This is a genomic window from Kitasatospora sp. NPDC093550 (assembly GCF_044764985.1).
Taxonomy (GTDB): Bacteria; Actinomycetota; Actinomycetes; order Streptomycetales; family Streptomycetaceae; genus Kitasatospora.
Genome location: NZ_JBIWJF010000026.1, coordinates 20,768 through 42,836, shown reverse-complemented (window position 1 = coordinate 42,836; position 22,069 = coordinate 20,768). Strand labels below are relative to the sequence as shown.

Sequence of the window (22,069 nt, the reverse complement as noted above, 5' to 3'; positions counted from 1 at the left end):
GTATCGGGCGTCAGCCGGGTCGTCTCGGGGTGTGGCGGACCACGGTGCAGGCGTACAGGAAACCGGCCGAGAAGCCGATCACGTGGACCAGGTAGGCCACCCCCGGGCCCGCCGCGTGCACCGACCACCACTGCAGGGCGAACCAGAGGCCCAGCACCAGCCAGGCCGGGAAGCGCAGCGGCAGGAAGAACAGCAGCGGGACGAGCGTGGTCACCCGGGCGCGCGGATGGAAGCGCAGGTAGGCGCCCAGGACGCCGGAGATCGCGCCGGAGGCTCCGATGAGCACCCGGGTGGAATCCGGCGAGTGCGCCTCGGCGAGCGCGAAGCCGTACGCGGCCAGGCTGCCGGCGGCCAGGTAGAAGAGGGCGTACCGGGTCCGGCCCACGCGCCGTTCCACGGTGGGGCCGAAGACGTGGAGGAAGAGCAGGTTGCCCAGCAGGTGCAGCCAGCCGGCGTGCAGGAAGAGGCCGGTGAGGGCGGACAGCGCCGGGTGCTTGCCCGGTGTCGGGGCGGCCGGGCAGCCGGGGACCGGGTCCGGGGCCTCGGCCAGCTGTCCGGCGGTCAGCGGCCGCCCGGTCAGCAGTTCGGCGGGGACGGCGCCCCAGCGCTGCTCGTACCGCTGCTCCGCGCAGACCCGGGCCTGGCCGGTGCCGTACAGCGGATTGAGCCCGGCGGCCGGGCCGAGCAGGAAGACCAGGGTGTTGACCGCGATCAGGCCGTAGGTGACCGCCGGGGCGGGCGCCTGCGGCCGGCCGCCCCGCTCGGCGGTGTGGTCGGGGGCCGCGAGCGCCATGCGGCCAAGCATCCCTCGGGGCGCCGCAGGTGACACGGCGGTTTACGGCAGGTGGACTAGCCTCGCGATTCCGCTGACCGGTGGTCCTGATGGTTGCCCCAGGCAATAGGCTTGGGGCGGGCATTCCCGCCTCCCGCCGCCGATGCCGGGGCTCCGGGGGGAGCGCCTAGCCCACCCAGGGACCACCCGAGAGGACCCCCGATGACCGTCCCCGCCCTGACTGCCGAGACGCGCTGGCGCTGCACCCTGTGCGGCAACCTCACCCGGTTCGACGTGACCCGCACCGCGCGGGTGACCGAGTTCCTGCACTTCGACCTGGCCGGCGACTCCAAGGTCGAGGAGACCGAGGTCCTGAGCGAGACCGTCGAGTCGGTCCGGTGCCGCTGGTGCAACGCCGTGGACCAGGTCGAGCTGGTGGCCCGGCCGGGTGCCGAGGACCCGGAGGCCCCTGCCGAGCAGGGCTGATCCCGGGACGGGTGGCGGGCGGTGCGCGGCGCGCCCGTCCGCCGCACGGGACAATACAGAACAGACAAGACGCACGGAGCGTGACGACAGGGGGCGGTCGCGGCCGTACCCCGCCGGAACAGGATCGGAGCCGAGGACGTGGTGGACGCAGCGAAGGAGCCCGGCGAAGCGCAGGGACTTCCGCCCGCTGCGCAGGCGCAGGCGTCGGACCCGGGGGCGGGCCCGACGGAGAGCGCCGCGTCCGGAGCGGTCGGGCCCGCGGGTGGCGGGGGTTCCGAGCCCTCCGAGGGCTCCGAGGGCTCCGAGGGGGTCTCGGCGGAGCGCGCCGTGGAGAAGCTGGACCGGCCGCTGCCCGAGGGCGTGCGCCGGCGGGTGGTCGGGCTGGCCTCGGACGCGCTGGGCGGACTGCCGCCGGGAGAGCTCCCGCAGAGCCTGCGTCAGTACGTGAAGTTCACCCCCGCGCGGCGGGCCAAGTACGCGGCCACCGCGCTGGCGGCCGCGCTGGAGGCGGAGCCGGCCTTCCGGGTGCGGATAGCGGAGCGGCTGCGGCTGGGGCAGCCGGACCTGGTGCGGGCCCTGGAGTCCGGCAGTGTCCCGGGGGCCGCCGATCCGATGGACGTCGCGGCCGCCGCCTACCTGGTGCGCTCGGCGGGCTGGAGCCGGCTGGTCGCCGAGGCGGGCGAGGAGGCCGAGCGGGCCGGCGCCGAGGACGCGGCCGCGGAGGCGGCCCGGCTGGTGGAGAAGCTGCAGGCCGAACTGGCCGAGGTGCGGGCCGCCGCGCGGGCGGACCTGGAGCGGCAGCGCGCGGAGTTCGAGGGCGTCCGGCGGGAGGCCGAGTCGCTGCGCAAGAAGGTGCGTTCGCTGGAGAGCGACACCCGCCGGGCGCAGGCCGAGACGCGCCGGGTGGCCGGCGAGCTGGAGGCCGCGAAGGCCCAGGGCGCGGCCGAGCGCTCCGCGGCCGAGACCGAGGCGCGGCGGCTCCGGCACCGGGTCTCCGAGCTGGAGAACGCCGCCGAGCAGGGCCGCCGGTCGGCCCGCGAGGGGCGCAGCGTCGAGGACATGCGGCTGCGGCTGCTGCTGGACACCGTGCTGCAGTCGGCCCAGGGGCTGCAGCGGGAGCTGGCGCTGCCGGTGTCCCAGATCCGCCCGGCGGACCTGGTGGAGGCGGTGGTGCCGGGGGCGGCCTCGCCGCACGACGTGGCGCGGCGCGGGCTGGCCGAGGACGACCCGGCGCTGCTGGACCAGCTGCTGGCGATCCCGCAGGTGCACCTGGTGGTGGACGGCTACAACGTGACCAAGACCGGTTATCCGACGCTGCCGCTGGAGCAGCAGCGGATCCGGCTGCTGGGCGGGCTGGCGATGCTGGCCCAGCGCACACAGGCGGAGGTCACCTGTGTGTTCGACGGGCAGGACCTCGACGTGCCGGTGATCATGGCGCCGCCGCGCGGGGTGCGGGTGCGGTTCAGCCGGACCGGGGAGACCGCTGACGAGCTGATCCGCCGTCTGGTGCGGGCCGAGCCGCAGGGGCGTCCGGTGGTGGTGGTCTCCGCCGACCGGGAGGTCGCCGAGGGCGTGCGGAAGGCGGGCGCGCGCCCGGTGGCTTCGGTGCTGCTGCTCAACCGGCTGGCCCGGCCCTGAGCGTCTCCGGGCGGAATGACGCCTGGTCAGCACCAGGTGTGCGGTCGTGTGCGCTTCCGGTGAAGTCAGTGTGGGAAACAGAGTTCACGCCTTCGGGGGAGTGGCAAAACGGGTAGATCTTCACTAGGGTCTGGCGTCAAACCTATTTTCCGGAATCTCATCCAATCGGGTGAGTCCGATGGAAGAAGGAGCCGGTCCTTGGCCTCCCACCGCCGTCCCAAGCAGCCGAGCCGCGCGCGGATCTCCGTGCTCACCGCTGCCGCTGCGACCGCGGTCGCCCTCTCCGCCCAGGTGGCCGCGCACGCCGCGCCGCAGCCGAACAAAACGGACGTCAAGGCGCAGATCGACCAGCTCCAGGAGGAGCAGGAGCAGGCGGCGGAGAAGTACAACGGCGCCAAGGAGCGGGCCGACCAGCTGCGCAAGCAGGCCGACCAGCTGCAGGACCAGGTGGCCCGCGGCCAGGAGCAGATGGCTCAGCTGCAGAGCGGTCTGGCCGAGGTGGCGGGCGAGCAGTACCGGACCAACGGCATCGACCCGTCCGTCCAGCTGATGCTCTCCTCCGACCCGTCCGGCTACCTGGACAAGGCCTCCACCGTCCAGCAGGCCAGCACCACCCAGGCCGAGGCGCTCAAGGGCCTGCTGGACCAGCAGCGCCGGCTGGACCAGGAGAAGGCCGAGGCGGCCGCCGTGCTGGCCTCGCTGGACACCACCACCAAGGACCTCAACCAGGCCAAGGCGGACGTCAACACCAAGCTGAAGGCGGCCCAGGACCTGCTGAACTCGCTCAGCGCGGCCGAGCGCAACGCGCTGAAGGCCCAGCAGGCGCAGGACGACCGCGCCTCGCGCGGCAGCGACCGGGTCGACCTGAGCAGTCTGCCGCCGGCCAGCGGCTACGCGGCCGTGGCCGTGGCCAAGGCGATGAGCAAGCAGGGGTCGCCGTACGTGTGGGGTGCCACCGGGCCGACCACCTTCGACTGCTCGGGCCTGATGGTCTGGGCGTACGGCCAGGCCGGCGTCTCGCTGCCGCGCACCTCGCAGGAGCAGGGCCACTACGGCACCCGGGTGCCCTCGATGGACCAGGCCCTGCCCGGCGACCTGGTCATCTACGGCGGCGACATGCACCACGTCGGGATGTACATCGGCAACGGCATGGTGGTCCACGCGCCGCACACCGGTGACGTGGTGAAGGTGATGAAGGCCGACGCGATGCCCATCAACACGATCCGCCGGGTCTGACGCCCCGACACGCCGACGGGCCGCTGTCCGGGGCCTGTGATCCGCGCCACCCTCCGACGGGGGTGGCGTTCGGGTTTTCGAGCGTTTCGCGACCATTGGGTGAGACCTGATCAGCCTTGCGTGCGGCGGCGGTCACCATCGGTCATTTTCACAAAAGAACTTGGGTAATCTTCCGTCTTTTTTCTGACAAGGATTTGAACCGATCACGGTTCAGTTACTAGGGTCGTGCCCCGAACCACCGCACTGTCGATCACCCAGCAAGGGTGGCGGCGGTGGTTACCGCCGAGTTCGCGAGGCAGCGGGGCAGGTCGAAGCGACTGCCGACAGGGGAGCCCAGTGGTCGGGGGCGCTGCGGAGCGGAGCCGGGGAACCACGTTCCTCCGGGGTGAATCGGCGCCAGGTCGGCCGGTGGAACGGCCGTGAGGCGTCGTAGGGCATGCTTCCGGCCCGAACCCGTCAGCTCACCCGGTAGGCGGACGTAGGAAGAAGGAGTCCGCCTTCGTGGCGTCCCATCGTCGTCCCAAGCCCGCGAGTCGCGCCCGTGTCTCGATCCTGACCGGCGTCGCCGCGGCAGCCGTCGCCCTCTCCGCGCAGTCCGGCGCCCACGCCGACCCGCAGCCGACCAAGGACCAGGTCAAGGAGCAGGTCGACCAGCTCAACGAGCAGGCCGAGGTGGCGACCGAGCAGTACAACGCCGCCCAGGAGAAGCAGCAGGCGCTGGAGAAGCAGGTCGCCGGCCTGCAGGACCAGGTGGCCCGTCAGCAGGCCCAGGTGACCGACCTGCAGGGCGGCCTCGCCGAGATCGCCGGGGAGCAGTACCGCAACGGCGGGATATCCCCGACCGTCCAGCTGATGTTCTCGTCCAGCCCGGACAACTTCCTCAACCAGGCCGGTGCGCTGAACCAGGCCGGTGACACCCAGAAGAACCAGCTGAAGCAGCTCCAGGAGCAGCAGCGCAAGCTCGACCAGGACCGCACCGAGGCCCAGGGCAAGCTCGCCGAGCTGGAGTCCACCACCCAGCAGCTGAAGGCCTCCAAGGAGGAGGTCCAGAACAAGCTGAAGGCCGCCCAGGACCTGCTCAACACCCTGACCGAGCAGGAGCGCCAGGCGCTGCGCGCGGCCGAGGAGAAGGCCGCCGCCGACGCCAAGGCCCAGGCCGACGCCGTGAAGGCGCAGCAGCAGGCCGCCGACCGCGCCTCGCGCGACAACGGCCGCACCGACCTCTCCACGCCGACGTCCACGCCGGTCGCCAAGCCGCCGGCGCCGGGCAGCTCGCGCGGTGCCGCCGCGCTGTCCGCCGCCGCGTCCAAGATCGGCAGCCCGTACGTGTGGGGCGCCACCGGCCCGAGCTCCTTCGACTGCTCCGGCCTGATGGTCTGGGCGTTCAACCAGGTCGGCGTCTCGCTGCCGCGCACCTCGCAGGAGCAGGCCCACGCCGGCACCCGGATCGGCACCGACCTGTCCCAGGCCCAGCCCGGCGACCTGCTGATCTTCTATGGGGACGCCCACCACGTCGGCATCTACGCGGGCGGCGGCCAGGTGCTGCACGCACCCAAGCCGGGCGCGTCGGTCCGCTACGAGGCCGTCACCAACATGCCGCTGTCCGGCATCGTGCGGGTCTGACCCCCGCTCCGCGCCACCAGGCCCGGTCTTCCGTCACGGAAGGCCGGGCCTGCGGCTTTGTCGGCTGCTCGGGCTGATGTCCGATTACGGGTCAAATATTCGGGTCCGGAGGGGTTTGGACTCGCTTGCCCGGACTCGCTAACGTCTGCCACCGGACTCCCGCTGAGGACCGCCCGCAGTGGTGCGGCGGCGGGACCGCGCCGCAGGATTGGAGCCGCTGCCGCCATGCCCGTGCACCGCCGTTCCCAACTGCTCGCCCGTGCGCTGGTCCTGACGGCGGCCGCCACCACCGCGCTGGGCGTGGCGACCAGCGGCAGCGCCCAGGCCGCCCCCGGCAGCCCGGACCCGGCGGACCGCAAGGACGTCAAGGCGCAGGTCGAGCAGCTCTACGACGAGGCCGAGCAGGCGTCGGAGAAGTACAACGCGGCCCAGGAGGCCCAGCGGCGGCTCCAGGGCGAGACCACGATCCTGCAGGGCGAGATCGCCGTCGCCCAGGACCAGCTCAACGAGCTGCGCGGCGACCTGGCGACCGTGGCCGGGGCCGAGTACCGCGGCGGGGGGATGAACCAGACCGCCCAGCTGATGCTGTCCCCCGACCCGGAGGGCTACCTCGCCCGCGCCCGGACGATGGGCCAGGCCTCGGAGCGGCAGCAGGAGACGCTGCACGAGCTGGTCACCCGCCAGCGCCGGCTCGACCAGCGGCGCAGCGAGGCGACCGCCAAGCTCGCCGAGCTGGACGAGGCCCGCCGCTCGCTCGCCGACAGCAAGCAGCAGATCCAGCAGCGGCTGGCCGCGGCGCAGAAGCTGCTCAACGGCCTGGGCAGCGCCGAGCGGGCCCGGATGGCCGCCCAGGACGCCCGGGACGCCGAGCAGCGCGCCACCCGCGGCCTCGACCGGCTGGACCTCGGCACCACCCCGCCCGCCTCCGAGCGCGGGGCGGCCGCGCTGGCCGCCGCGGTCCGCATGATCGGCTCCCCGTACGTCTACGGCTCCACCGGGCCCCGTACGTTCGACTGCTCCGGTCTGATGTACTACAGCTGGCGGCAGGCCGGAGTGACCCTGCCGCGCACCTCGCAGGCCCAGGCGTACGCCGGCCAGCGGGTCAACCTCTCCGAAGCGCGACCGGGAGACCTGGTGATCTTCTACCGGGACATGCACCACGTCGGCATGTACGCCGGCGGCGGTGTGATCGTGCACGCCCCCTACCCGGGCGCCAAGGTGCGCTACGAGAGCGTCAACGCCATGCCGGTCTCGGGGGTGGTCCGGCTCTGAGCGCGTCGCCGTCCGGCACCGCCGGACCCGACCCCGTGCCCATACCCCGCCGCGGGCTGTCCCGGCGGGGTGCGCTGCTGCTCGCCGCCGGGGGGCTGGCCCAGCTGTCGCTGCCGCCGCTCGCCCCGGCGGCGGCACCGGCCCGACGGGAGGCCGACCGGCGGGCGGAGGTGGCGGCGGTGCTCGCGGAGCGGGCGCGCTCGCTGCCCGCCCGGTCGGGGCTGCCGGTGGCCTCGGCGGCGTACCGCAACCTGGTGCTCGCCGCGGGCGGCGGCCCGGACCGGCTGACCGCCGCGGCCGACCTGGCGGTGCGGATCGCCGGGTACGACGACGACCCCGTGGTGTACCCGCGCCGGATCGAGCTGGCCCGGGCCCAGGACGGCTGGCGGGTCGAGCGCGAGGAGAGCGCGAGCGGGCCGCCGGCGCTGTGGGACTTCGGGCCCGCGCGGTCGGAGGCGGGCGAGCGCTGCCTGGTGCTCGGCTCGGCCGACGGCCCCGACCCGGCCGGGCTGGTCGCGGTCGGGGACCGGGCGGTGCCCGCGGTCGAGGAGGTCTGGGGTGACGCCTGGGCCGGCCGGCTGCTGCTCGAACTGCCCGCCACCGAGGAGCAGTTCGCCCGGCTGCTGGAGGGCGACCCGGCCGACTGGGCGGGTATGGCGGCGGTCACCGTGGCGGCCCCCGGAGCGCCCCGGCACACCCCGGCGGACCGGGTGCTGGTCAACCCCGAGGCGTACGGGCGGCTCAGCGGCTTCGGTCGGCAGGTGGTCGTCACGCACGAGGCCACCCATGTCGCGACCAGGTCCGACACCCGGTCCTGGACGCCGCTGTGGCTCTCCGAGGGCGTCGCCGACTGGACCGCCTACCGCGACTCCGGCCGCGGCCCGCAGCAGATCGCCCCCGAGCTGGCCCGGGACGTGGCCGCCGGGCGGCTGCCCGCCGACCTGCCGGAGGACGGGGCCTTCGCCGCCGGTGCCACCGGCATCGCCCAGGCCTACGAGCAGTCCTGGCTGGCCTGCGAGCTGATCGCCCGCCGCTACGGCCCGCAGCGGCTGGTCGCCTTCTACCGGGCGGTCGGCGCGGCCGACGGGTCGGGCGAGGACCGCGAGCGCCGTACGGACCGGCTGCTGCGGGTGGAACTGGGCGTCGGTCTGGTCGAGTTCACCCGGCTGTGGCTGGCCGAGGTGGCGGCGCTGAAGGACTGACGCCCCCTGACGCCCCCGGAGGACCCGTGACGCCCCCTGACGCCCCAGGACCCCGGAGGACCCGTGACGCCCCCGGACGCCCCCGGGAGACCGGCTCAGCGCCGCTGCTCGGCCGGGGCGCCGGGGCGGTCGATGCCGTCCAGCAGGTCCTGCTCGTACGCGATGCCCGGACGCACCGGGTAGCCGGAGGCCGGCAGCGCGGCGGGCTCGCGGTCCAGCACCACGGTCGCCGGCAGCGGCGCCTCGCCGCGGGTGGAGCGCCAGAGCCGGAGGCAGGAGAGCACGGTGGCGGCCACCAGCAGCAGGTTGCGCGCCGCCAGGACGGCGATCGCGCCCGGGTCGCTGGCCAGGACCTGGGTGAACATGGTCGGGAACTCGACCAGCGTCAGCGGGCAGGCGAGCAGGATCAGCAGGGCCACCGGCCGCTGGCTGCTGCCGCGCACGGTCAGGCAGACCGCCGCGACGCCGACCAGCCACACCAGGTACTGCGGGCTGATCACCCGGCTGGTCACCACGAAGACCAGCAGCGCGCAGAGCGCCGCGTCGTACATGGTGGCCGCGTTGCGGCGCTTGGAGGTGAAGCGCCACAGCAGCAGCCAGAGGAAGCCCAGCACGGTGCCGGCCATCATCACCTTGCTGACCACCGGGACCCACGGCCCGAGCATCTCGGGGGAGCCGTAGTTCATGGTGACCTTGCCGTCCCAGCCGCCGGCGATCCGGGCGAGGTGCAGCGGCAGCGCGCCGACCGACTCGACCTCGATGCCGCGCTCCTTCTGGAAGGCGAGGAAGTCGAAGGCGCCGTTCATGCCCGCCGCGAGCAGGAAGCCGATCGAGACCGCGGTGGCCCCCGCGAGCGTCCAGGAACGGCGGGTACGGCGGCCGGAGGGGGTGCCGATCAGGCCGAGCAGCGGCCAGACCTTGACGATGCCGCCCAGGCCCAGCAGCAGCCCGCCGACGGCCGGGCGGCGGATCAGCGCCAGCAGCCCGGCCAGGGCGACCGCGGTGACGATGACGTCGAAGCGGTTGTAGATCATCGGGCCGAGCAGCGGGACCCCCACCACCCACATCCAGGCGCCGGTCAGCGCCCGGCCCCGGCGCAGGCCGGTGCGGACCAGCAGCGCGGCCGCGGCGGCGTCGGCGATCCCGCAGATCACCCAGAACGAGACCAGGTACGACCAGGGCAGCAGGCCCGGCAGCAGGATCACCAGGGCGGCGCCCGGCGGGTACTGCCAGGTCACGTCGTCGAACGGGAAGGTGCCGGTCTGCAGCACCCCGTACCAGGCGTGGTAGATCATCCACACGTCGGCGGTGACGTCCCCGCCGGGCGACTTCAGCACGCCGGTGACCAGCAGCACCAGCAGGGTGCGGGTGGCCACCCAGGTCGCGCCGAGAGCGGCGAGCGCCCCGAGCGGGCGGCCGAGACGGCCGCGCGAAGAACCGGGCTCGGTGGCCGGGGCCAATTCCACTGCGCTCCCTCGTTCGTCTCGGACGTCCCCACCGGAGGCGTCGTACCGACGGACGCCCGGGCCGCGTTCTGGTGCAGCGGCCTAGGTACTAGGACTGACCCGGGGGTCAAACGGTTGCCGTGCACGGTTCCGTTCCCGGCGGGTCATGGTGTTGACCTATCGTACGGATCACCCAGCGGTACACCGCGCACCCCCCGACCGAGCGAGCCGTGGCCTGATGCACCGAACCTTGATCGTCACCAATGACTTCCCGCCCCGTCCGGGGGGCATCCAGGCCTTCGTCCACAACATGGCCGTCCGTCAGCCCGCAGGGAGTGTCGTGGTGTACGCCTCGACCTGGCGGGACGGCAGCGAGGTGCGGCGCTTCGACGCCGAGCAGCCGTTCCCGGTGATCCGGGACCGCACGAAGGTGATGGTTCCCACACCCCGGGTGACCCGGCGGGCCGCCGACATCCTGCGCGCCGAGAAGTGCGACTCGGTCTGGTTCGGCGCCGCCGCCCCGCTCGGCCTGATGGCGCCCGCGCTGCGCCGGGCCGGGGCCGGGCGGCTGCTCGGCATGACCCACGGGCACGAGGCCGCCTGGGCCCAGCTGCCGGTCTCCCGGCAACTGCTGCGCCGGATCGGCGCGGGCACCGACGTGCTGACCTACCTGGGCGAGTACACCCGCTCCCGGATCGCCGCCGCGGTCGGGCCGCGGGCCGCGGACCGGATGGTGCAGCTGCCGCCGGGGGTGGACGAGACGGCCTTCCACCCGGACTCCGGGGGAGCCGAGGTCCGCCGCCGACTCGGGCTGGCGGACCGCCCGGTGGTGGTCTGCGTCTCCCGGCTGGTGCCGCGCAAGGGCCAGGACACCCTGATCGAGGCGATGCCGCAGATCCTCGCCGACGTGCCGGACGCCGTGCTGCTGATCGTCGGCGGCGGCCCGTACCGGGCGGATCTGGAGAAGCGGGCGGACGCCAAGGGCGTCCGGGACTCGGTGCGGTTCACCGGCTCGGTGCCGTGGGAGGAACTGCCCGCCCACTACGGCGCCGGGGACGTCTTCGCGATGCCCTGCCGGACCAGGCGCGGGGGGCTGGACGTCGAGGGCCTGGGGATCGTCTACCTGGAGGCCTCGGCGACCGGCCTGCCCGTGGTCGCGGGGGACTCCGGGGGCGCGCCGGACGCGGTGCTGGAGGGCGAGACCGGGTACGTGGTGCCCGGCGGCTCGGCCCCGGCGACGGCCGAGCGGATCGTCCGGCTGCTGCGGGACGAGGAGCTGCGGCGGCGGATGGGTGAGGCCGGTCGGCGGTGGGTGGAGCGCTCCTGGCGCTGGGACCTGCTGGCCGGGCGGCTCACCTCGCTGCTGGCGGGCTGAGGGCCGCGGGCCCGGCCCGCGACCCGACGACGGGCCCCGCCTCCTTCCCGGGGAGGCGGGGCCCGTCGTCGTCCGCGGCCACCGCGCGGCGCGGGTCACTTCTGGTAGAGGGCCTCGATGTCGGCGGCGAAGTCCTTCAACACCACGTTGCGCTTGAGCTTCAGCGAGGGCGTCAGGTGGCCGCTCTCCTCGGAGAACTCGGTGTCCAGCAGGCGGAACTTCTTGACCGCCTCGGCGTGCGAGACGGCCGCGTTGCCGTCGTCCACGGCGGACTGCAGGGCGGCCAGCAGGTCCGGGTCCCCGGCGAGGTCGGCGACGGTGGCGTCGGCGGGCTTGCCGTTGAGCTCCTTCCACTTCGGGAAGAAGTCCGGGTCGACGGTGAGCAGGCAGGCGATGAAGGGCTTGCGGTCGCCGACCACCATGACCTCGCCGACCAGGGCGTGGGCCCGGATCCGGTCCTCGATCACGGCCGGGGCGACGTTCTTGCCGCCGGCCGTGACGATGATCTCCTTCTTGCGGCCGGTGATGGTCAGGTAGCCCTCGGAGTCCAGCGAGCCGAGGTCGCCGGTGGCGATCCAGCCGTCCTTGAGGGTGTCGGCGGTGGCCTGCGGGTTGTTCCAGTAGCCGGTGAAGACGTGCGGGCCCTTGAAGAAGACCTCGCCGTCCTCGGCGATCCGGACCGAGGCCCCCGGCACCGGCTGGCCGACCGTACCGATCTTCGGCTTGTCCCACGGGTTGAAGGCGGTGGCCGCGCAGGTCTCCGTCAGGCCGTAGCCCTCCAGGACGGTGAAGCCGATGCCCCGGTAGAAGTGGCCCAGGCGCTCGCCGAGCGGGGCGCCGCCGGAGATGGCGTGGGTGGCCCGGCCGCCCAGGGCCGCGCGCAGCTTGCTGTAGACCAGCTTGTCGAAGACCGCGTGCTTGAGCCGCAGGACCAGGCCCGCGCCGCCGGCGTCCAGCGCCCGGCTGTAGGCGATCGCGGTCTCGGCGGCCTTGTCGAAGATCTTGCCCTTGCCGTCCGCCTGGGCCTTGGCGCGGGCGGTGTTGTAGACCTTCTCGAAGACTCTGGGCACGCCCAGGATCAGGGTCGGCTTGAAGGCCGCCAGCTCGGCGGTGACGTCCCGGATGTCGGAGACGTGGCCGAGCTTGATCGGGGCCATCGCGGGGGCGATCTCGGCGATCCGGGCGAGCACGTGGGCCAGCGGCAGGAAGAGCAGGACGGAGCTCTCGCCGGTGCGGAACAGCGGGGCCAGGCGCTCCACCACGTTGCCGCACTCGGCGAGGAAGTTGCCGTGCGTCAGCTGACAGCCCTTCGGGCGGCCGGTGGTGCCCGAGGTGTAGACGATGGTGGCGATCGAGTCGGAACCGGCCGTGCCGCGGTACTCGGCGACGGTCTCGTCCGGGACCCCGCGGCCGGCCTCGGCCAGCGCGGCGATCGCGCCCCGCTCGATCTGCCAGGTGTGCTTCAGCTCCGACAGGCGGCCGCGGACCTCCTCGACCACCGCGGCGTGCTGGTCGGTCTCGGTGAGCACGGCGACCGCGCCGGAGTCACCGAGGATCCACTCGACCTGCTCCGGGGAGGAGGTCTCGTACACCGGCACGGTGACGGCGCCGGCCGACCAGATCGCGAAGTCCAGCAGCGTCCACTCGTAGCGGGTCCGGGACATGATGCCCACGCGGTCCCCGGGGCGGATGCCGGCGGCGATCAGGCCCTTGGCCGCGGCGTGCACCTCGACCAGGAACTGGGCGGCGGTCAACTCCTGCCACTGGCCGTCCACCTTGCGGCTGAGCACCGCGACGTCCGGGTGCCGCTCGGCGTTCTGGTGCACGAGGTCGGAGAGGTTACCGCCGCTCGGTACCTGGTAGAGGGCCGGAAGGCTGAAGTCGAGCAAGACTGCTCCTCGTTCGCGACGCTGCGGGACGGCAGGACGTTACTGCCCGGTAGGCAGCTTCGACCAGGGGGGTCGGCCCCGGTGTTCGAAGTGTCACACCCGGCCGGGTCCGACCAGGCCGTGACCGGGTCGTTCGAATGGCACCCTACGACAGCCCCCGGTGACCGGTCGGTAGCCTGCCCCGCCGACCCGGGCGGGAGTCCCGCGGACGCCCGCCGGGCACGGCCCGCGCCGCAGACCCGATCGCCGGTCGCGATAGCCTGCTCCGGGCGGACCGGGCCGAGCGCGCCCCGCCCGGACCGGCAGGCAGAGTGACGACGCGAAGGGCCATTCCATGGCGGAGCACACCAGGTCGAGCATCACCATCGACGCGACCCCGGCCACGGTCATGTCCGTGATCGCCGACTTCGCCGCGTACCCGGCCTGGACCGGCGAGGTCAAGGAGATCGAGGTCCTGGAGGCCGGCGAGGACGGCCGTGCCGCCCAGGTCCGGCTGCTGCTCGACGCCGGCGCCATCCGCGACGAGCACGTCCTCGCCTACACCTGGGACGGCGACCGCGAGGTCTCCTGGACGCTCGTGCGCAGCCAGATGCTCCGCTCGCTGGACGGCTCGTACACCCTCGCACCGCTGGCCGGGAACCGCACCGAGGTGACCTACCAGCTCGCCGTGGACGTCAAGATCCCGATGCTCGGCATGATCAAGCGCAAGGCCGAGAAGGTCATCATCGACCGGGCCCTGGCCGGGCTGAAGAAGCGCGTCGAGGAAACCTCCGGCACGATGCCCTCCGAGGGCTGACAGCGCGGAACGGGGGCCCGACGGCATGACGGCGACACGCACCATCCTGGTCAGCGGCGACGCGGGCGCGCCCGCGGTGGCCGCCGCCACCGCCCTGCACGCCGCCCGGCGCGGCCACCGCACCTGGCTGCTGGCCGCCGACGACCCGCACCGCGCGCTGGACTCCGTCCTCGGCACCCGGCTGGAGCCCGAACCGCTCCGCTACGCGCCGGGCCTGACCGTCTCCCGGATCGACGAGCAGGCCGCCTTCCGCTACGCCGTCGGCGAGCTCACCGGCCGGCTCAAGCCCGCCCTCGACCTGCTCGGCGCCGAACCGCTCGACCCCGAGGAGCTCACCGCCCTCCCCGGCATCGCCCGGCTCGCCCTGCTGCGCGCCCTGCCCGCAGCCGACCAGGACGTCCTGGTCGTGCTGGCCCCGCCGCCCGCCGAACTGATCGCCACCCTCGCCCTGCCCGAGCAGCTGACCCGCTACCTGGACCGGCTCGTCCCCGAGCAGCGGCAGGCCGCCCGGGCGCTGCGACCGCTGCTGGCCGGACTGGCCGGGGTCCCGATGCCCGCGGACTGGCTGTACGAGGGGCGCGGCAAGGCGGCCGCGGCGCTCGCCGAGTCCCGGGCCGCGATCACCGACCCCGGCACCAGCGTCCGACTCGTCGTCCCGGCCGACGGTCACCCGTACGAGGGGCTGCGCCGGATCCGCGCCGGGCTCGCGCTGTTCGGGCACCGGCCGGACGCCGTGGTCGTGCACGGCGCGCTGCCCGAGGCCGCCTCCTCCTCGCCCGACCCCTGGCTGGCCGCGCTGGCCCGCCGCCGGCGGGAGGAGCTGGCCGGGCTCGCCGCCGAGACCGACGCCCCCGTCCTGGTCACCGGCCCCGCCGACGCCACCCTGGAGGCCGTCGCCGACCACCTCTACGGGGACGGCCCCGGGCCCGAGCGGCTCGACCCCGTGCCGTGGACGGTCGAGGACCGGCTCGCCGCGGACGGCCTGCTGGTCTGGCACCTCGACCTGCCCGGCGCCGACCGGGCCGAACTGGACCTCGTCCGCCGGGGCGACGACCTGGTGGTCGGCCTCGGCACCCACCGCCGGGTGCTCCCGCTGCCCTCCGCGCTGCGCCGCTGCACGGTGGCCGGGGCGGGACTGCAGGCCGGCGTGCTCTCGGTGCGGTTCGCACCCGACCCCGCGCTCTGGCCGCAGGGCTGACGGGCCGGTCGGCCGGGCCGCTCGGCGTTCGGGCCGTCCGCCCTTTCCGGCGCTTTCCGGACTGCCCGGGCGGTACGGGCGGTCGGGTAGCGTCGGGGCGGAGGGCCGCGGGGTGCGGCCACGGTTGAGGAGGCGCCCGCGATGACCAGCACCGACGACCGCACCGAGCCCGCCGGGGACCGCGCGGGGGCTCAGGATCACCCGTTCGGGCCGGAGCTCGGCCCGCTGGTGGACGAGGTGCGCCGGTTCGCCACCGCGCTCGGCGAGAAGGCCCAGGAGACCAGCGCCACCACCCTGATCACCCTGTCCGGCCTGGCCGACCGCCTGCGCACCCAGCAGCCGGAGGTCTACTCCCACCTCGCCGCCGCCGGCTCCGGGATCGCCGCCGCGGGTGCCGAGCTGCTGGCCGCCTACCGCGCGGCGGTGGCCGGGCACGAGAGCCGCTGGACCGCCGGGTCCGGTGCGGCCGCCGAGAAGATCGACCTGGACGGGCCTGACGCGCCGTCCGCCAAGCAATGAAACCGTAACTTTCGGAGGGTGATCGCGTTGCTCTCGTACGTCACGAAGAAGGAGATTAGATACGACTTTTGAAGGATTGCGGCTCAGTTGTCCCAGGATTGTCTTCGGATAATGTATGCGAGGCTGTGTACGGGGGCAGGGTTGGGCGGTACCGTTCCGTCCAGCGGGAACGAGTGAATAGCTGAGGGACACATGGCTCTGACCATCGGCGTCGATGTCGGCGGGACCAAGATCGCGGCAGGCGTGGTCGACGAGGCGGGCGCGATCCTGGCCCGGACCAGGGTGCCCACCCCGGCCGACCCGCAGTGGGCGGTCGACGCCATCGCGCAGGCCGTGCGCGAGCTCAAGGAGCAGCACCCCGGCGTCACCGCGGTCGGCGTCGGCGCCCCCGGCTTCGTCGACAGCAACCGCTCCACGGTGATCTTCGCGCCCAACATCGACTGGGAGAACGAGCCGCTGCGCGGCCGGATCGAAGAGCTCACCGGTCTGTCCGCGGTGGTCGAGAACGACGCCAACTGCGCGGCCTGGGCCGAGTTCCGCTTCGGCGCGGCCGCCGACCACCAGGACATGGTGCTGATCACCGTCGGCACCGGCATCGGCGGCGGCATCGTCCTGGACGGCCGGCTGCACCGCGGCCGCTTCGGCGTGGCCGGCGAGATCGGCCACCTCAACATGGTCCCGGACGGCCTGCCGTGCGGCTGCGGCGGCAAGGGCTGCTGGGAGCAGTACGGCTCCGGACGGGCGCTGCGCCGCTACGGCCGGGAGAAGGCGGCGGCCGAGCCGGTGCGCGGCCGCCGGATGCTGGAGCTCAACGACGGCGTGGCCGAGACCATCCGCGGCATCCACATCACCGAGGCCGCCGAGGCGGGCGACCCGCTCGCCCTGGAGTGCTACGCCGAGCTGGCCGACTGGCTGGGTCGCGGCATGGCGGACCTCGCGGCGCTGTTCGACCCGGGCGTCTTCGTGCTCGGCGGCGGCGTCTCCGACTCCGGCCGTCTGCTGCTCGACCCGGTCGCCAAGGCCTTCGAGCACTACCTGACCGGCGGGGTGCACCGCCCGCGCGCCGAGGTCGTGCTGGCCTCGATGGGCTCCGCCGCCGGCATCGTCGGCGCGGCGGACCTCGCCCGCACCCCGTAGCCGCGACCAGCCACCCCCTTCCAGCCCGCCGGCGGCGGTGCGACCGGGCCCCGACCGCTCCCGGACGCGCCGCCGCCGTCGCACGTCCCGGCGCCGCCGCGTACGGTCGGACCCGGCGACGACGCCAGGGACGACGCCAGGGACGACGCAAGGGGAGGACCATGACCGCCGCGACCGAGCCCGCCACCGGCGCCGCCGCGACCGCCGCGACCGTCGAAGCACTGCCACCGTCCGGCCCGCGCCGGGTGCGCCTGCTCAGCTACAACATCCGCTCGCTGCGGGACGACCGGCGGGCGCTGGCCCGGGTGGTCCGGGCCTGCGCGCCCGACCTGGTCTGCATCCAGGAATCACCGCGCTACTGGCGCCCCGAGGGCCAGGCCCGGTGGCTGGCCCGGCACACCGGCACGGTCGTCCTGGCCGGCGGCGGCCGCACCGCCGCCGGCCCGCTGCTGCTCGGCCGGCCCGGCGCGGCGGAGCTGCTCGGCGTGCACGACCGGCTGCTGCCCAAGACCCGCGGACTGCACGCCCGGGGCTTCGCCACCGCGCTGCTGCGGCTGCCCGGCTCGGCGCCGTTCACCCTCACCAGCTGCCACCTCAGCCTGGACGCCGAGGAGCGGTACGGGCAGTGCGAGCTGCTGCTGGACCAGCTCGCGATCGCCGAACACGGCGTCGTGGCAGGGGACTTCAACGAGCACCCGGACGGGCCGGGCTGGCGGCTGCTGGCCGCCCGGCTGCAGGACGGGTACCCGACCGCGCCCTGGGGAGGCGAGTTCACGTCCGTCCCGGAGCGGCCCTACCAGCGGATCGACGCGGTCTTCGCCACGCCCGGGATCGCCCTCCTCGCCTGCGGGGTGCCGCACGGGCTGCCCGGAGTCACCGAGGCCGACCTGCGGGCCGCTACCGACCACCTGCCGGTGCTCGCCGTGCTGGAGCTGCCCGAGAGCTAGAGAGCCGGAGGGCTGGAGAGCTAGACCACCGCGCCGTTGTCCGGGTCCTCCGGCTCGTCCTCGTCGCGGTCCCGCATCCGGGCGACCAGGGTGACGAAACCGCCGAGGAAGGCGGTGATCCCGACCCAGGCGGGCCAGCCGGAGATCTCCCGCCAGACCACCGCGTCGACCAGCAGCAGCGCGGGGCCGCCGAGCACGGCGAGCCAGGCGAACTTGGCGGTCACGTCGGCGGGGGGCAGCGGCGGGGGCTCCGGCGGGACGTAGTGGTCCTCGTCGGAGGCCTCGGCCAGCTCGAAGTCGCGCGGGCCCGCGCCGACGGCCGGCAGGACCGGGCGGCCGGAGCGGGGGCGGGGCTGCGGGGCGAGGTCGGAGAGGTCGTCCGGCTCGCCGCGGCCGCCGGGACCGTCCTTGTAGCCGCCCTTGAGCTCGTTCTGGGCGCGGAGGTTCTCGACCTCGGGCCAGTTGGGGTTGTTGAGGTCGACCGGGTCGTCGAACTGGGCGACCAGGGCGGCGAAGATCTCGTCCTGCTCGGCCTGGCTGCGTTCGGGCGCGCGGCGCACCCGGGGCTCGGCCGGGGCCTGCGCCCCGGTGTCCGCGGCGGCGTCCTTCGCGGGCGGGGGCGTCACGGCGCCGTCCGCGCCGGTACGGTCCGTCGGCGCACCGCCCGCGGCGGCACCGGCCGCGGCCCCGCCGTCCTTCGTCGCGCCGTCCTCGCGGGGAGCTTCGTCCCCGCCGCCCGCCGTGCTGCTCTCGTGCACTTCCGGCCCTTCAGCCATGGTGATCGTCCGATTCGACCCGGGTTGCGCCCGCCGCGTGCGCGGGGGCCAGCCGTCGGATGAAGTCCTGGGCGGCCGCGAATATTTCCGCCGCGTCGTGGTCCAGCGTCGCGACGTGGAAGCTGCGTTGGCACAACCGCTCCGTCACGTCGGTCGAGGATATCCGGGCCAGCACCAGTTCCGAGTTGGCCGGAGAGACGACGTGGTCCTGCGGACTGTGGAAGAGCAGCACCGGCTGGGTCACCTCCGGCAGGCGGCTCTGGACCTCCCGCCACAGCCGGCTCAGCGACCAGGCGGCGTGCAGCGGCGTCCGGTCGTAGCCGAGTTCGGTCACTCCGGGCTTGGCGATGTCGTTCGCGACCCCGGCCAGGCTCGGGACGAGGTGGCGCAGCACCGGAAGCAGCACACTCGCGGGGGTGTCCGAGCGCACCGACGGGTTGACCAGCACCAGTCCGGACACCGTCGGCCCGTGCAGCGCGGCGAGCCGCAGCGCCAGCGCGCCGCCCATCGACAGCGCGCAGACGAAGACCTGTTCGCACGTGTCCGCGAGGGCCAGCAGCTCGCGCTCGACCTCGGCGTACCAGTCCTCCCAGCGGGTCGGCTGCATGTCCTGCCAGCGGGTGCCGTGCCCCGGCAGCAGCGGCAGCGAGACGGTGTACCCGGCCGCGGCCAGCTCCTCGGCCCACGGGCGCAGCGACTGCGGCGAGCCGGTGAACCCGTGGCAGAGCAGCACCCCCACCGGTCCGCCGCGGTGGCGGTACGGTTCGGCACCGGGCAGCAGCGGCATGGCGGACTCCTTCGCGGGCGAGTGGCGCTGGGGGAGGGGACGCTGGAGGGGGAGCTGCAGGAATTCGCATCGTCCCACGCCCCGCGCGGGGTCGTACACCCCCTACGGCGGGGCCGGGCACAGCCGACCGCCGCGGGGCATTAGGATCGACCGGTCCGCATAACAGGAGGCCCGGGTTGTTCTACCGACTGATGAAGATGATCGTCGCGCCACTGCTTCGGATCTTCTTCCGGCCGTGGATCGAGGGTGAGGAGAACATCCCCACCGAGGGTGCGGCGATCATCGCGAGCAACCACCTGTCCTTCTCGGACTCGTTCTTCTTCCCCGCGCTGATCAAGCGCCGGGTGACCTTCATCGCGAAGGCCGAGTACTTCAACACCCCGGGCCTCAAGGGCCGGTTGACCGCCGCGTTCTTCAAGGGCGTCGGTCAGCTCCCGGTGGACCGCTCGGGCGTGCGCGGCGCCGGCGAGGCCGCGATCCGCAGTGCCATCGCGGTGCTGGAGCGGGGCGAGCTGTTCGGCGTCTACCCCGAGGGCACCCGCTCGCCCGACGGCAAGCTGTACCGCGGCAAGGTCGGCGGCCTGGCCCGCGTCGCGCTGGCCACCGGCGCCCCGGTGATCCCGGTCGCCATGATCGACACCGAGAAGGTGCAGCCGCCCGGCCAGGTGGTCCCGAACTTCGGCATCCGCCCCGGCATCCGGATCGGCCGTCCGCTGGACTTCTCCCGCTACCACGGCATGGAGAACGACCGCTTCATCCTCCGTTCGGTGACGGACGAGGTGATGTACGAGATCATGCGGCTCTCCGGCCAGGAGTACGTGGACATCTACGCGACCGCCGCCAAGCGGCAGATCGCCGACGACAAGAAGAAGGCCGACGCCGAGCGCCGCGCCGCCGAGAAGGCGGAGAAGGCCGAGCGGGCCGAGGCGGAGAAGGCCGAGAAGGCGGAGCGGGCCGAGGCCGAGAAGGCGGAGAAGGACAAGGAGACCGGCTCGGCCTGACGGCCCGGTCGGGCCCGGGGGAGGGTCGATGACGGACGGCGGCGGCAGAGCCGGCGCGGTGGGCGGCACGGTGGCGGCCGGCGGGATGTCCGTCGAACTCCCGCTGTGGCGGGCCATCTCCTACTTCCGGGTGCTGGCGCTGATCTACGCGCTGCTGCGGTACGTCAACTCGTACCTGCACTTCCTGCACCCGGTGGCCGGCTGGATCTTCCTCGGCGCGCTGATCCTGTGGACCCTCGCGACCACCCGGGCCTTCGCCGATCCGCAGCGCTGCACCTGGCTCGTCCTCGGCGTCGACCTCACCCTCGCCGTCACCGGCATCGTGATGAGCGGCCTGACCGACGCCCCGGCCCGGATCAGCCACGGCGCGCCCACCCTGCCCACCATCTGGGCGGCCGGGACGGTGCTCGGCTGCGCCGCGAAGGGCGGCTGGCGCCCGGCGGCGGCCGCGGGCTCGGTGATCGGCGTCGCCAACATCCTCGGCCACGGCGGGCCGACCGGTGACAACATCCACAACATCGTGCTGCTGATGGTCGCCGGGTGCGCGATCGGCTACGTGATCGAGCTGGCGCGGGCCAGTGAGGCCACGCTCACCCGGGCGCTCCAGGTCGAGGCTGCCACCCGGGAGCGGGAGCGGCTCTCCCGGGACATCCACGACGGCGTGCTGCAGGTGCTGGCGCTGGTCCAGCGGCGCGGCGCGGAGCTGGGCGGGGGGACGGGCGGACGCACCGGCGGCGGCGCGGACTTCGCCGAACTCGGCCGGCTGGCCGGGGAGCAGGAGCGCGCCCTGCGCACGCTGATGACCGGCGGTCCGATCCCGGCGCAGCGCCTGCCGGAGCCCGACGCCGCCGAGCCGCGCGACCTGACCGCGCTGATCCGCCCGTACGCCGACGAGCGGATCACGCTCTCCGCCCCCGGCAGCCCGGTGCTGCTGCCCGGCCCGGCGGCGGGCGAGCTGGCGGCGGCGGTCGGCGCGGCGGTCGACAACGTCCGTCGGCACGCCGGGGAGGGGGCCCGGGCCTGGATCCTGGTCGAGGACGAGCCGGAGGCCGTCACGGTCAGCATCCGTGACGACGGGCCGGGCTTCGCCCCCGACCGGCTGGGCGAGGCGGAGCGGGCCGGCCGGCTGGGAGTCTCCCAGTCCATCCGCGGCCGGCTGCTGGACCTCGGCGGCACCGCCGAGCTGTACTCGGCGCCCGGGGAGGGCGTCGAGGTCGAACTGCGCGTCCCGAGGAAGGCCACGCCATGACCGACCAGCCGATGACCGATCAGCCGACGACCGACCGGCCGGTGCGGGTGATGGTGGTGGACGACCACCCGATGTGGCGGGACGCCGTCTCGCGCGACCTCGCCGAGGCCGGACTGGACGTGGTGGCCACCGCGGGCGACGGCGAGGAGGCCGTCCGCCGCGCCCGTGCCTGCACGCCGCAGGTCGTCGTGCTGGACCTCAACCTGCCCGGGCTGCCCGGCGCGGAGGTGTGCCGTCAGGTGGTGGCGCACGACCCGGCGGTGCGGGTGCTGGTGCTGTCGGCCAGCGGGGAGCACCAGGACGTGCTGGAGGCGGTGAAGTCCGGCGCGACCGGGTACCTGGTGAAGTCGGCCGGGCGGGAGGAGCTGCTGGACGCGGTGCGGCGCACGGCCGTCGGCGACGCCGTGTTCACCCCGGGCCTGGCCGGCCTGGTGCTCGGCGAGTTCCGCCGACTGGCCGCCGAGCCGGCCCCGGCCTCGGCGCCGGCCGCCCCGCAGCTGACCAACCGGGAGACCGAGGTGCTGCGGCTGGTGGCCAAGGGTCTGTCGTACCGCCAGATCGCGGACCGGCTGGTGCTGTCGCACCGCACGGTGCAGAACCACGTGCAGAACACGCTCGGGAAGCTGCAGCTGCACAACCGCGTGGAGCTGGTCCGGTACGCGATCGAGCAGGGCCTCGACGACGGGGCGTGAGCCGGGACGTGACCGCACCGGCCCCGGGC

At 74.2% G+C, this 22,069-nt stretch carries 20 protein-coding genes and 1 riboswitch; of the genes, 15 read left to right on the top strand and 5 right to left on the bottom strand.

Translation table 11 applies throughout. The annotated features are described in order from the left end of the window. Positions 1–10: 10 nt before the first annotated feature. Positions 11–793 carry a rhomboid family intramembrane serine protease gene (locus ACIRD3_RS31620; protein WP_402223453.1) on the bottom strand — a complete coding sequence of 261 codons (783 nt, stop codon included), beginning with the start codon at positions 791–793 and terminating at the stop codon, positions 11–13. A gap of 201 nt (positions 794–994) precedes the next feature. On the opposite strand from ACIRD3_RS31620, the gene ACIRD3_RS31615 reads away from it, so the two are divergent. From ACIRD3_RS31615 to ACIRD3_RS31590, 6 genes are all read left to right on the top strand, one after another. Further along, positions 995–1,258 carry a hypothetical protein gene (locus ACIRD3_RS31615; RefSeq protein ID WP_402223451.1) on the top strand — a complete coding sequence of 88 codons (264 nt, stop codon included), beginning with the start codon at positions 995–997 and terminating at the stop codon, positions 1,256–1,258. Between the two features lie 327 nt (positions 1,259–1,585). Further along, positions 1,586–2,896, top strand: a complete 1,311-nt coding sequence (locus ACIRD3_RS31610) for an NYN domain-containing protein (RefSeq protein WP_402223450.1) — start codon at positions 1,586–1,588, stop codon at positions 2,894–2,896. Positions 2,897–3,094: 198 nt separating this feature from the next. Further along, positions 3,095–4,132: an NlpC/P60 family protein gene (locus ACIRD3_RS31605; RefSeq protein WP_402223448.1), complete on the top strand. Its 1,038-nt coding sequence runs from the start codon at positions 3,095–3,097 to the stop codon at positions 4,130–4,132. 337 nt (positions 4,133–4,469) lie between these two features. Next, a riboswitch (cyclic di-AMP (ydaO/yuaA leader) is annotated at positions 4,470–4,623 on the top strand. A 10-nt stretch (positions 4,624–4,633) separates the two neighbouring features. After that, complete coding sequence (locus ACIRD3_RS31600) at positions 4,634–5,755, top strand: NlpC/P60 family protein (RefSeq protein WP_402223447.1); 1,122 nt, start codon at positions 4,634–4,636, stop codon at positions 5,753–5,755. Positions 5,756–5,980: 225 nt separating this feature from the next. Beyond that, positions 5,981–7,027: an NlpC/P60 family protein gene (locus ACIRD3_RS31595; RefSeq protein ID WP_402223445.1), complete on the top strand. Its 1,047-nt coding sequence runs from the start codon at positions 5,981–5,983 to the stop codon at positions 7,025–7,027. 35 nt (positions 7,028–7,062) lie between these two features. Then, a complete protein-coding gene (locus ACIRD3_RS31590) occupies positions 7,063–8,229 on the top strand; it encodes a hypothetical protein (protein ID WP_402223443.1) in 1,167 nt (388 codons plus the stop codon). Between the two features lie 95 nt (positions 8,230–8,324). Here the strand turns inward: ACIRD3_RS31590 and ACIRD3_RS31585 are convergent, their stop codons facing one another. Then, positions 8,325–9,695 carry a glycosyltransferase 87 family protein gene (locus ACIRD3_RS31585; RefSeq protein ID WP_402223442.1) on the bottom strand — a complete coding sequence of 457 codons (1,371 nt, stop codon included), beginning with the start codon at positions 9,693–9,695 and terminating at the stop codon, positions 8,325–8,327. Between the two features lie 217 nt (positions 9,696–9,912). On the opposite strand from ACIRD3_RS31585, the gene ACIRD3_RS31580 reads away from it, so the two are divergent. After that, the gene (locus ACIRD3_RS31580; protein ID WP_402223440.1) at positions 9,913–11,049 is read left to right on the top strand and encodes a glycosyltransferase family 4 protein; all 1,137 of its coding nucleotides are present in this window, start codon (positions 9,913–9,915) and stop codon (positions 11,047–11,049) included. A gap of 95 nt (positions 11,050–11,144) precedes the next feature. Here the strand turns inward: ACIRD3_RS31580 and ACIRD3_RS31575 are convergent, their stop codons facing one another. Beyond that, a complete protein-coding gene (locus tag ACIRD3_RS31575; protein ID WP_402223438.1) occupies positions 11,145–12,938 on the bottom strand; it encodes an AMP-dependent synthetase/ligase in 1,794 nt (597 codons plus the stop codon). Positions 12,939–13,272: 334 nt separating this feature from the next. Between ACIRD3_RS31575 and ACIRD3_RS31570 the strand changes: the two genes are divergently transcribed. The 5 genes from ACIRD3_RS31570 (at position 13,273) to ACIRD3_RS31550 (ending at position 17,535) form a co-directional block, all read left to right on the top strand. Then, positions 13,273–13,734, top strand: coding sequence for an SRPBCC family protein (locus ACIRD3_RS31570; RefSeq protein ID WP_402223436.1), 462 nt, complete (start codon positions 13,273–13,275; stop codon positions 13,732–13,734). 25 nt (positions 13,735–13,759) lie between these two features. Beyond that, positions 13,760–14,932: an ArsA family ATPase gene (locus ACIRD3_RS31565; RefSeq protein ID WP_402223434.1), complete on the top strand. Its 1,173-nt coding sequence runs from the start codon at positions 13,760–13,762 to the stop codon at positions 14,930–14,932. Between the two features lie 141 nt (positions 14,933–15,073). Next, positions 15,074–15,451, top strand: coding sequence for a DUF5304 family protein (locus tag ACIRD3_RS31560; protein ID WP_402223433.1), 378 nt, complete (start codon positions 15,074–15,076; stop codon positions 15,449–15,451). A 192-nt stretch (positions 15,452–15,643) separates the two neighbouring features. Further along, positions 15,644–16,588, top strand: coding sequence for an ROK family glucokinase (locus tag ACIRD3_RS31555; RefSeq protein ID WP_402223431.1), 945 nt, complete (start codon positions 15,644–15,646; stop codon positions 16,586–16,588). A gap of 161 nt (positions 16,589–16,749) precedes the next feature. Continuing rightward, complete coding sequence (locus ACIRD3_RS31550; RefSeq protein ID WP_402223429.1) at positions 16,750–17,535, top strand: endonuclease/exonuclease/phosphatase family protein; 786 nt, start codon at positions 16,750–16,752, stop codon at positions 17,533–17,535. A gap of 20 nt (positions 17,536–17,555) precedes the next feature. Here ACIRD3_RS31550 and ACIRD3_RS31545 read toward each other — a convergent pair whose 3' ends face one another. Together ACIRD3_RS31545 and ACIRD3_RS31540 are read right to left on the bottom strand one after the other, a co-directional pair. Further along, positions 17,556–18,311: a hypothetical protein gene (locus ACIRD3_RS31545; protein ID WP_402223427.1), complete on the bottom strand. Its 756-nt coding sequence runs from the start codon at positions 18,309–18,311 to the stop codon at positions 17,556–17,558. Further along, on the bottom strand, positions 18,304–19,098 hold the full coding sequence (locus ACIRD3_RS31540; RefSeq protein ID WP_402223425.1) for an alpha/beta hydrolase: 795 nt from the start codon (positions 19,096–19,098) through the stop codon (positions 18,304–18,306). The genes ACIRD3_RS31545 and ACIRD3_RS31540 overlap by 8 nt, the downstream gene beginning before the upstream one ends. A 176-nt stretch (positions 19,099–19,274) precedes the next feature. On the opposite strand from ACIRD3_RS31540, the gene ACIRD3_RS31535 reads away from it, so the two are divergent. From ACIRD3_RS31535 to ACIRD3_RS31525, 3 genes are read left to right on the top strand one after another with little or no spacing between them, the layout of a single operon-like run. Continuing rightward, positions 19,275–20,099, top strand: a complete 825-nt coding sequence (locus ACIRD3_RS31535) for a lysophospholipid acyltransferase family protein (RefSeq protein WP_402223424.1) — start codon at positions 19,275–19,277, stop codon at positions 20,097–20,099. Positions 20,100–20,127: 28 nt separating this feature from the next. Beyond that, entirely contained in the window at positions 20,128–21,348 is a 1,221-nt protein-coding gene (macS, locus tag ACIRD3_RS31530; RefSeq protein WP_402223422.1) for a MacS family sensor histidine kinase, read from the top strand. Beyond that, positions 21,345–22,040 carry a response regulator gene (locus ACIRD3_RS31525; protein ID WP_402223420.1) on the top strand — a complete coding sequence of 232 codons (696 nt, stop codon included), beginning with the start codon at positions 21,345–21,347 and terminating at the stop codon, positions 22,038–22,040. The genes macS and ACIRD3_RS31525 overlap by 4 nt, the downstream gene beginning before the upstream one ends. Positions 22,041–22,069: the final 29 nt, after the last annotated feature.

Excerpts from the sequence above, each read along its gene's own strand:
- ACIRD3_RS31620 (WP_402223453.1), bottom strand. The coding sequence starts at position 793 with ATGGCGCTCGCGGCCCCCGACCACACCGCCGAGCGGGGCGGCCGGCCG.
- ACIRD3_RS31615 (WP_402223451.1), top strand. The coding sequence starts at position 995 with ATGACCGTCCCCGCCCTGACTGCCGAGACGCGCTGGCGCTGCACCCTG.
- ACIRD3_RS31595 (WP_402223445.1), top strand. The coding sequence starts at position 5,981 with ATGCCCGTGCACCGCCGTTCCCAACTGCTCGCCCGTGCGCTGGTCCTG.
- ACIRD3_RS31580 (WP_402223440.1), top strand. The coding sequence starts at position 9,913 with ATGCACCGAACCTTGATCGTCACCAATGACTTCCCGCCCCGTCCGGGG.
- ACIRD3_RS31570 (WP_402223436.1), top strand. The coding sequence starts at position 13,273 with ATGGCGGAGCACACCAGGTCGAGCATCACCATCGACGCGACCCCGGCC.
- ACIRD3_RS31565 (WP_402223434.1), top strand. The coding sequence starts at position 13,760 with ATGACGGCGACACGCACCATCCTGGTCAGCGGCGACGCGGGCGCGCCC.
- ACIRD3_RS31560 (WP_402223433.1), top strand. The coding sequence starts at position 15,074 with ATGACCAGCACCGACGACCGCACCGAGCCCGCCGGGGACCGCGCGGGG.
- ACIRD3_RS31555 (WP_402223431.1), top strand. The coding sequence starts at position 15,644 with ATGGCTCTGACCATCGGCGTCGATGTCGGCGGGACCAAGATCGCGGCA.
- ACIRD3_RS31550 (WP_402223429.1), top strand. The coding sequence starts at position 16,750 with ATGACCGCCGCGACCGAGCCCGCCACCGGCGCCGCCGCGACCGCCGCG.
- ACIRD3_RS31545 (WP_402223427.1), bottom strand. The coding sequence starts at position 18,311 with ATGGCTGAAGGGCCGGAAGTGCACGAGAGCAGCACGGCGGGCGGCGGG.
- ACIRD3_RS31540 (WP_402223425.1), bottom strand. The coding sequence starts at position 19,098 with ATGCCGCTGCTGCCCGGTGCCGAACCGTACCGCCACCGCGGCGGACCG.
- macS (WP_402223422.1), top strand. The coding sequence starts at position 20,128 with ATGACGGACGGCGGCGGCAGAGCCGGCGCGGTGGGCGGCACGGTGGCG.
- ACIRD3_RS31525 (WP_402223420.1), top strand. The coding sequence starts at position 21,345 with ATGACCGACCAGCCGATGACCGATCAGCCGACGACCGACCGGCCGGTG.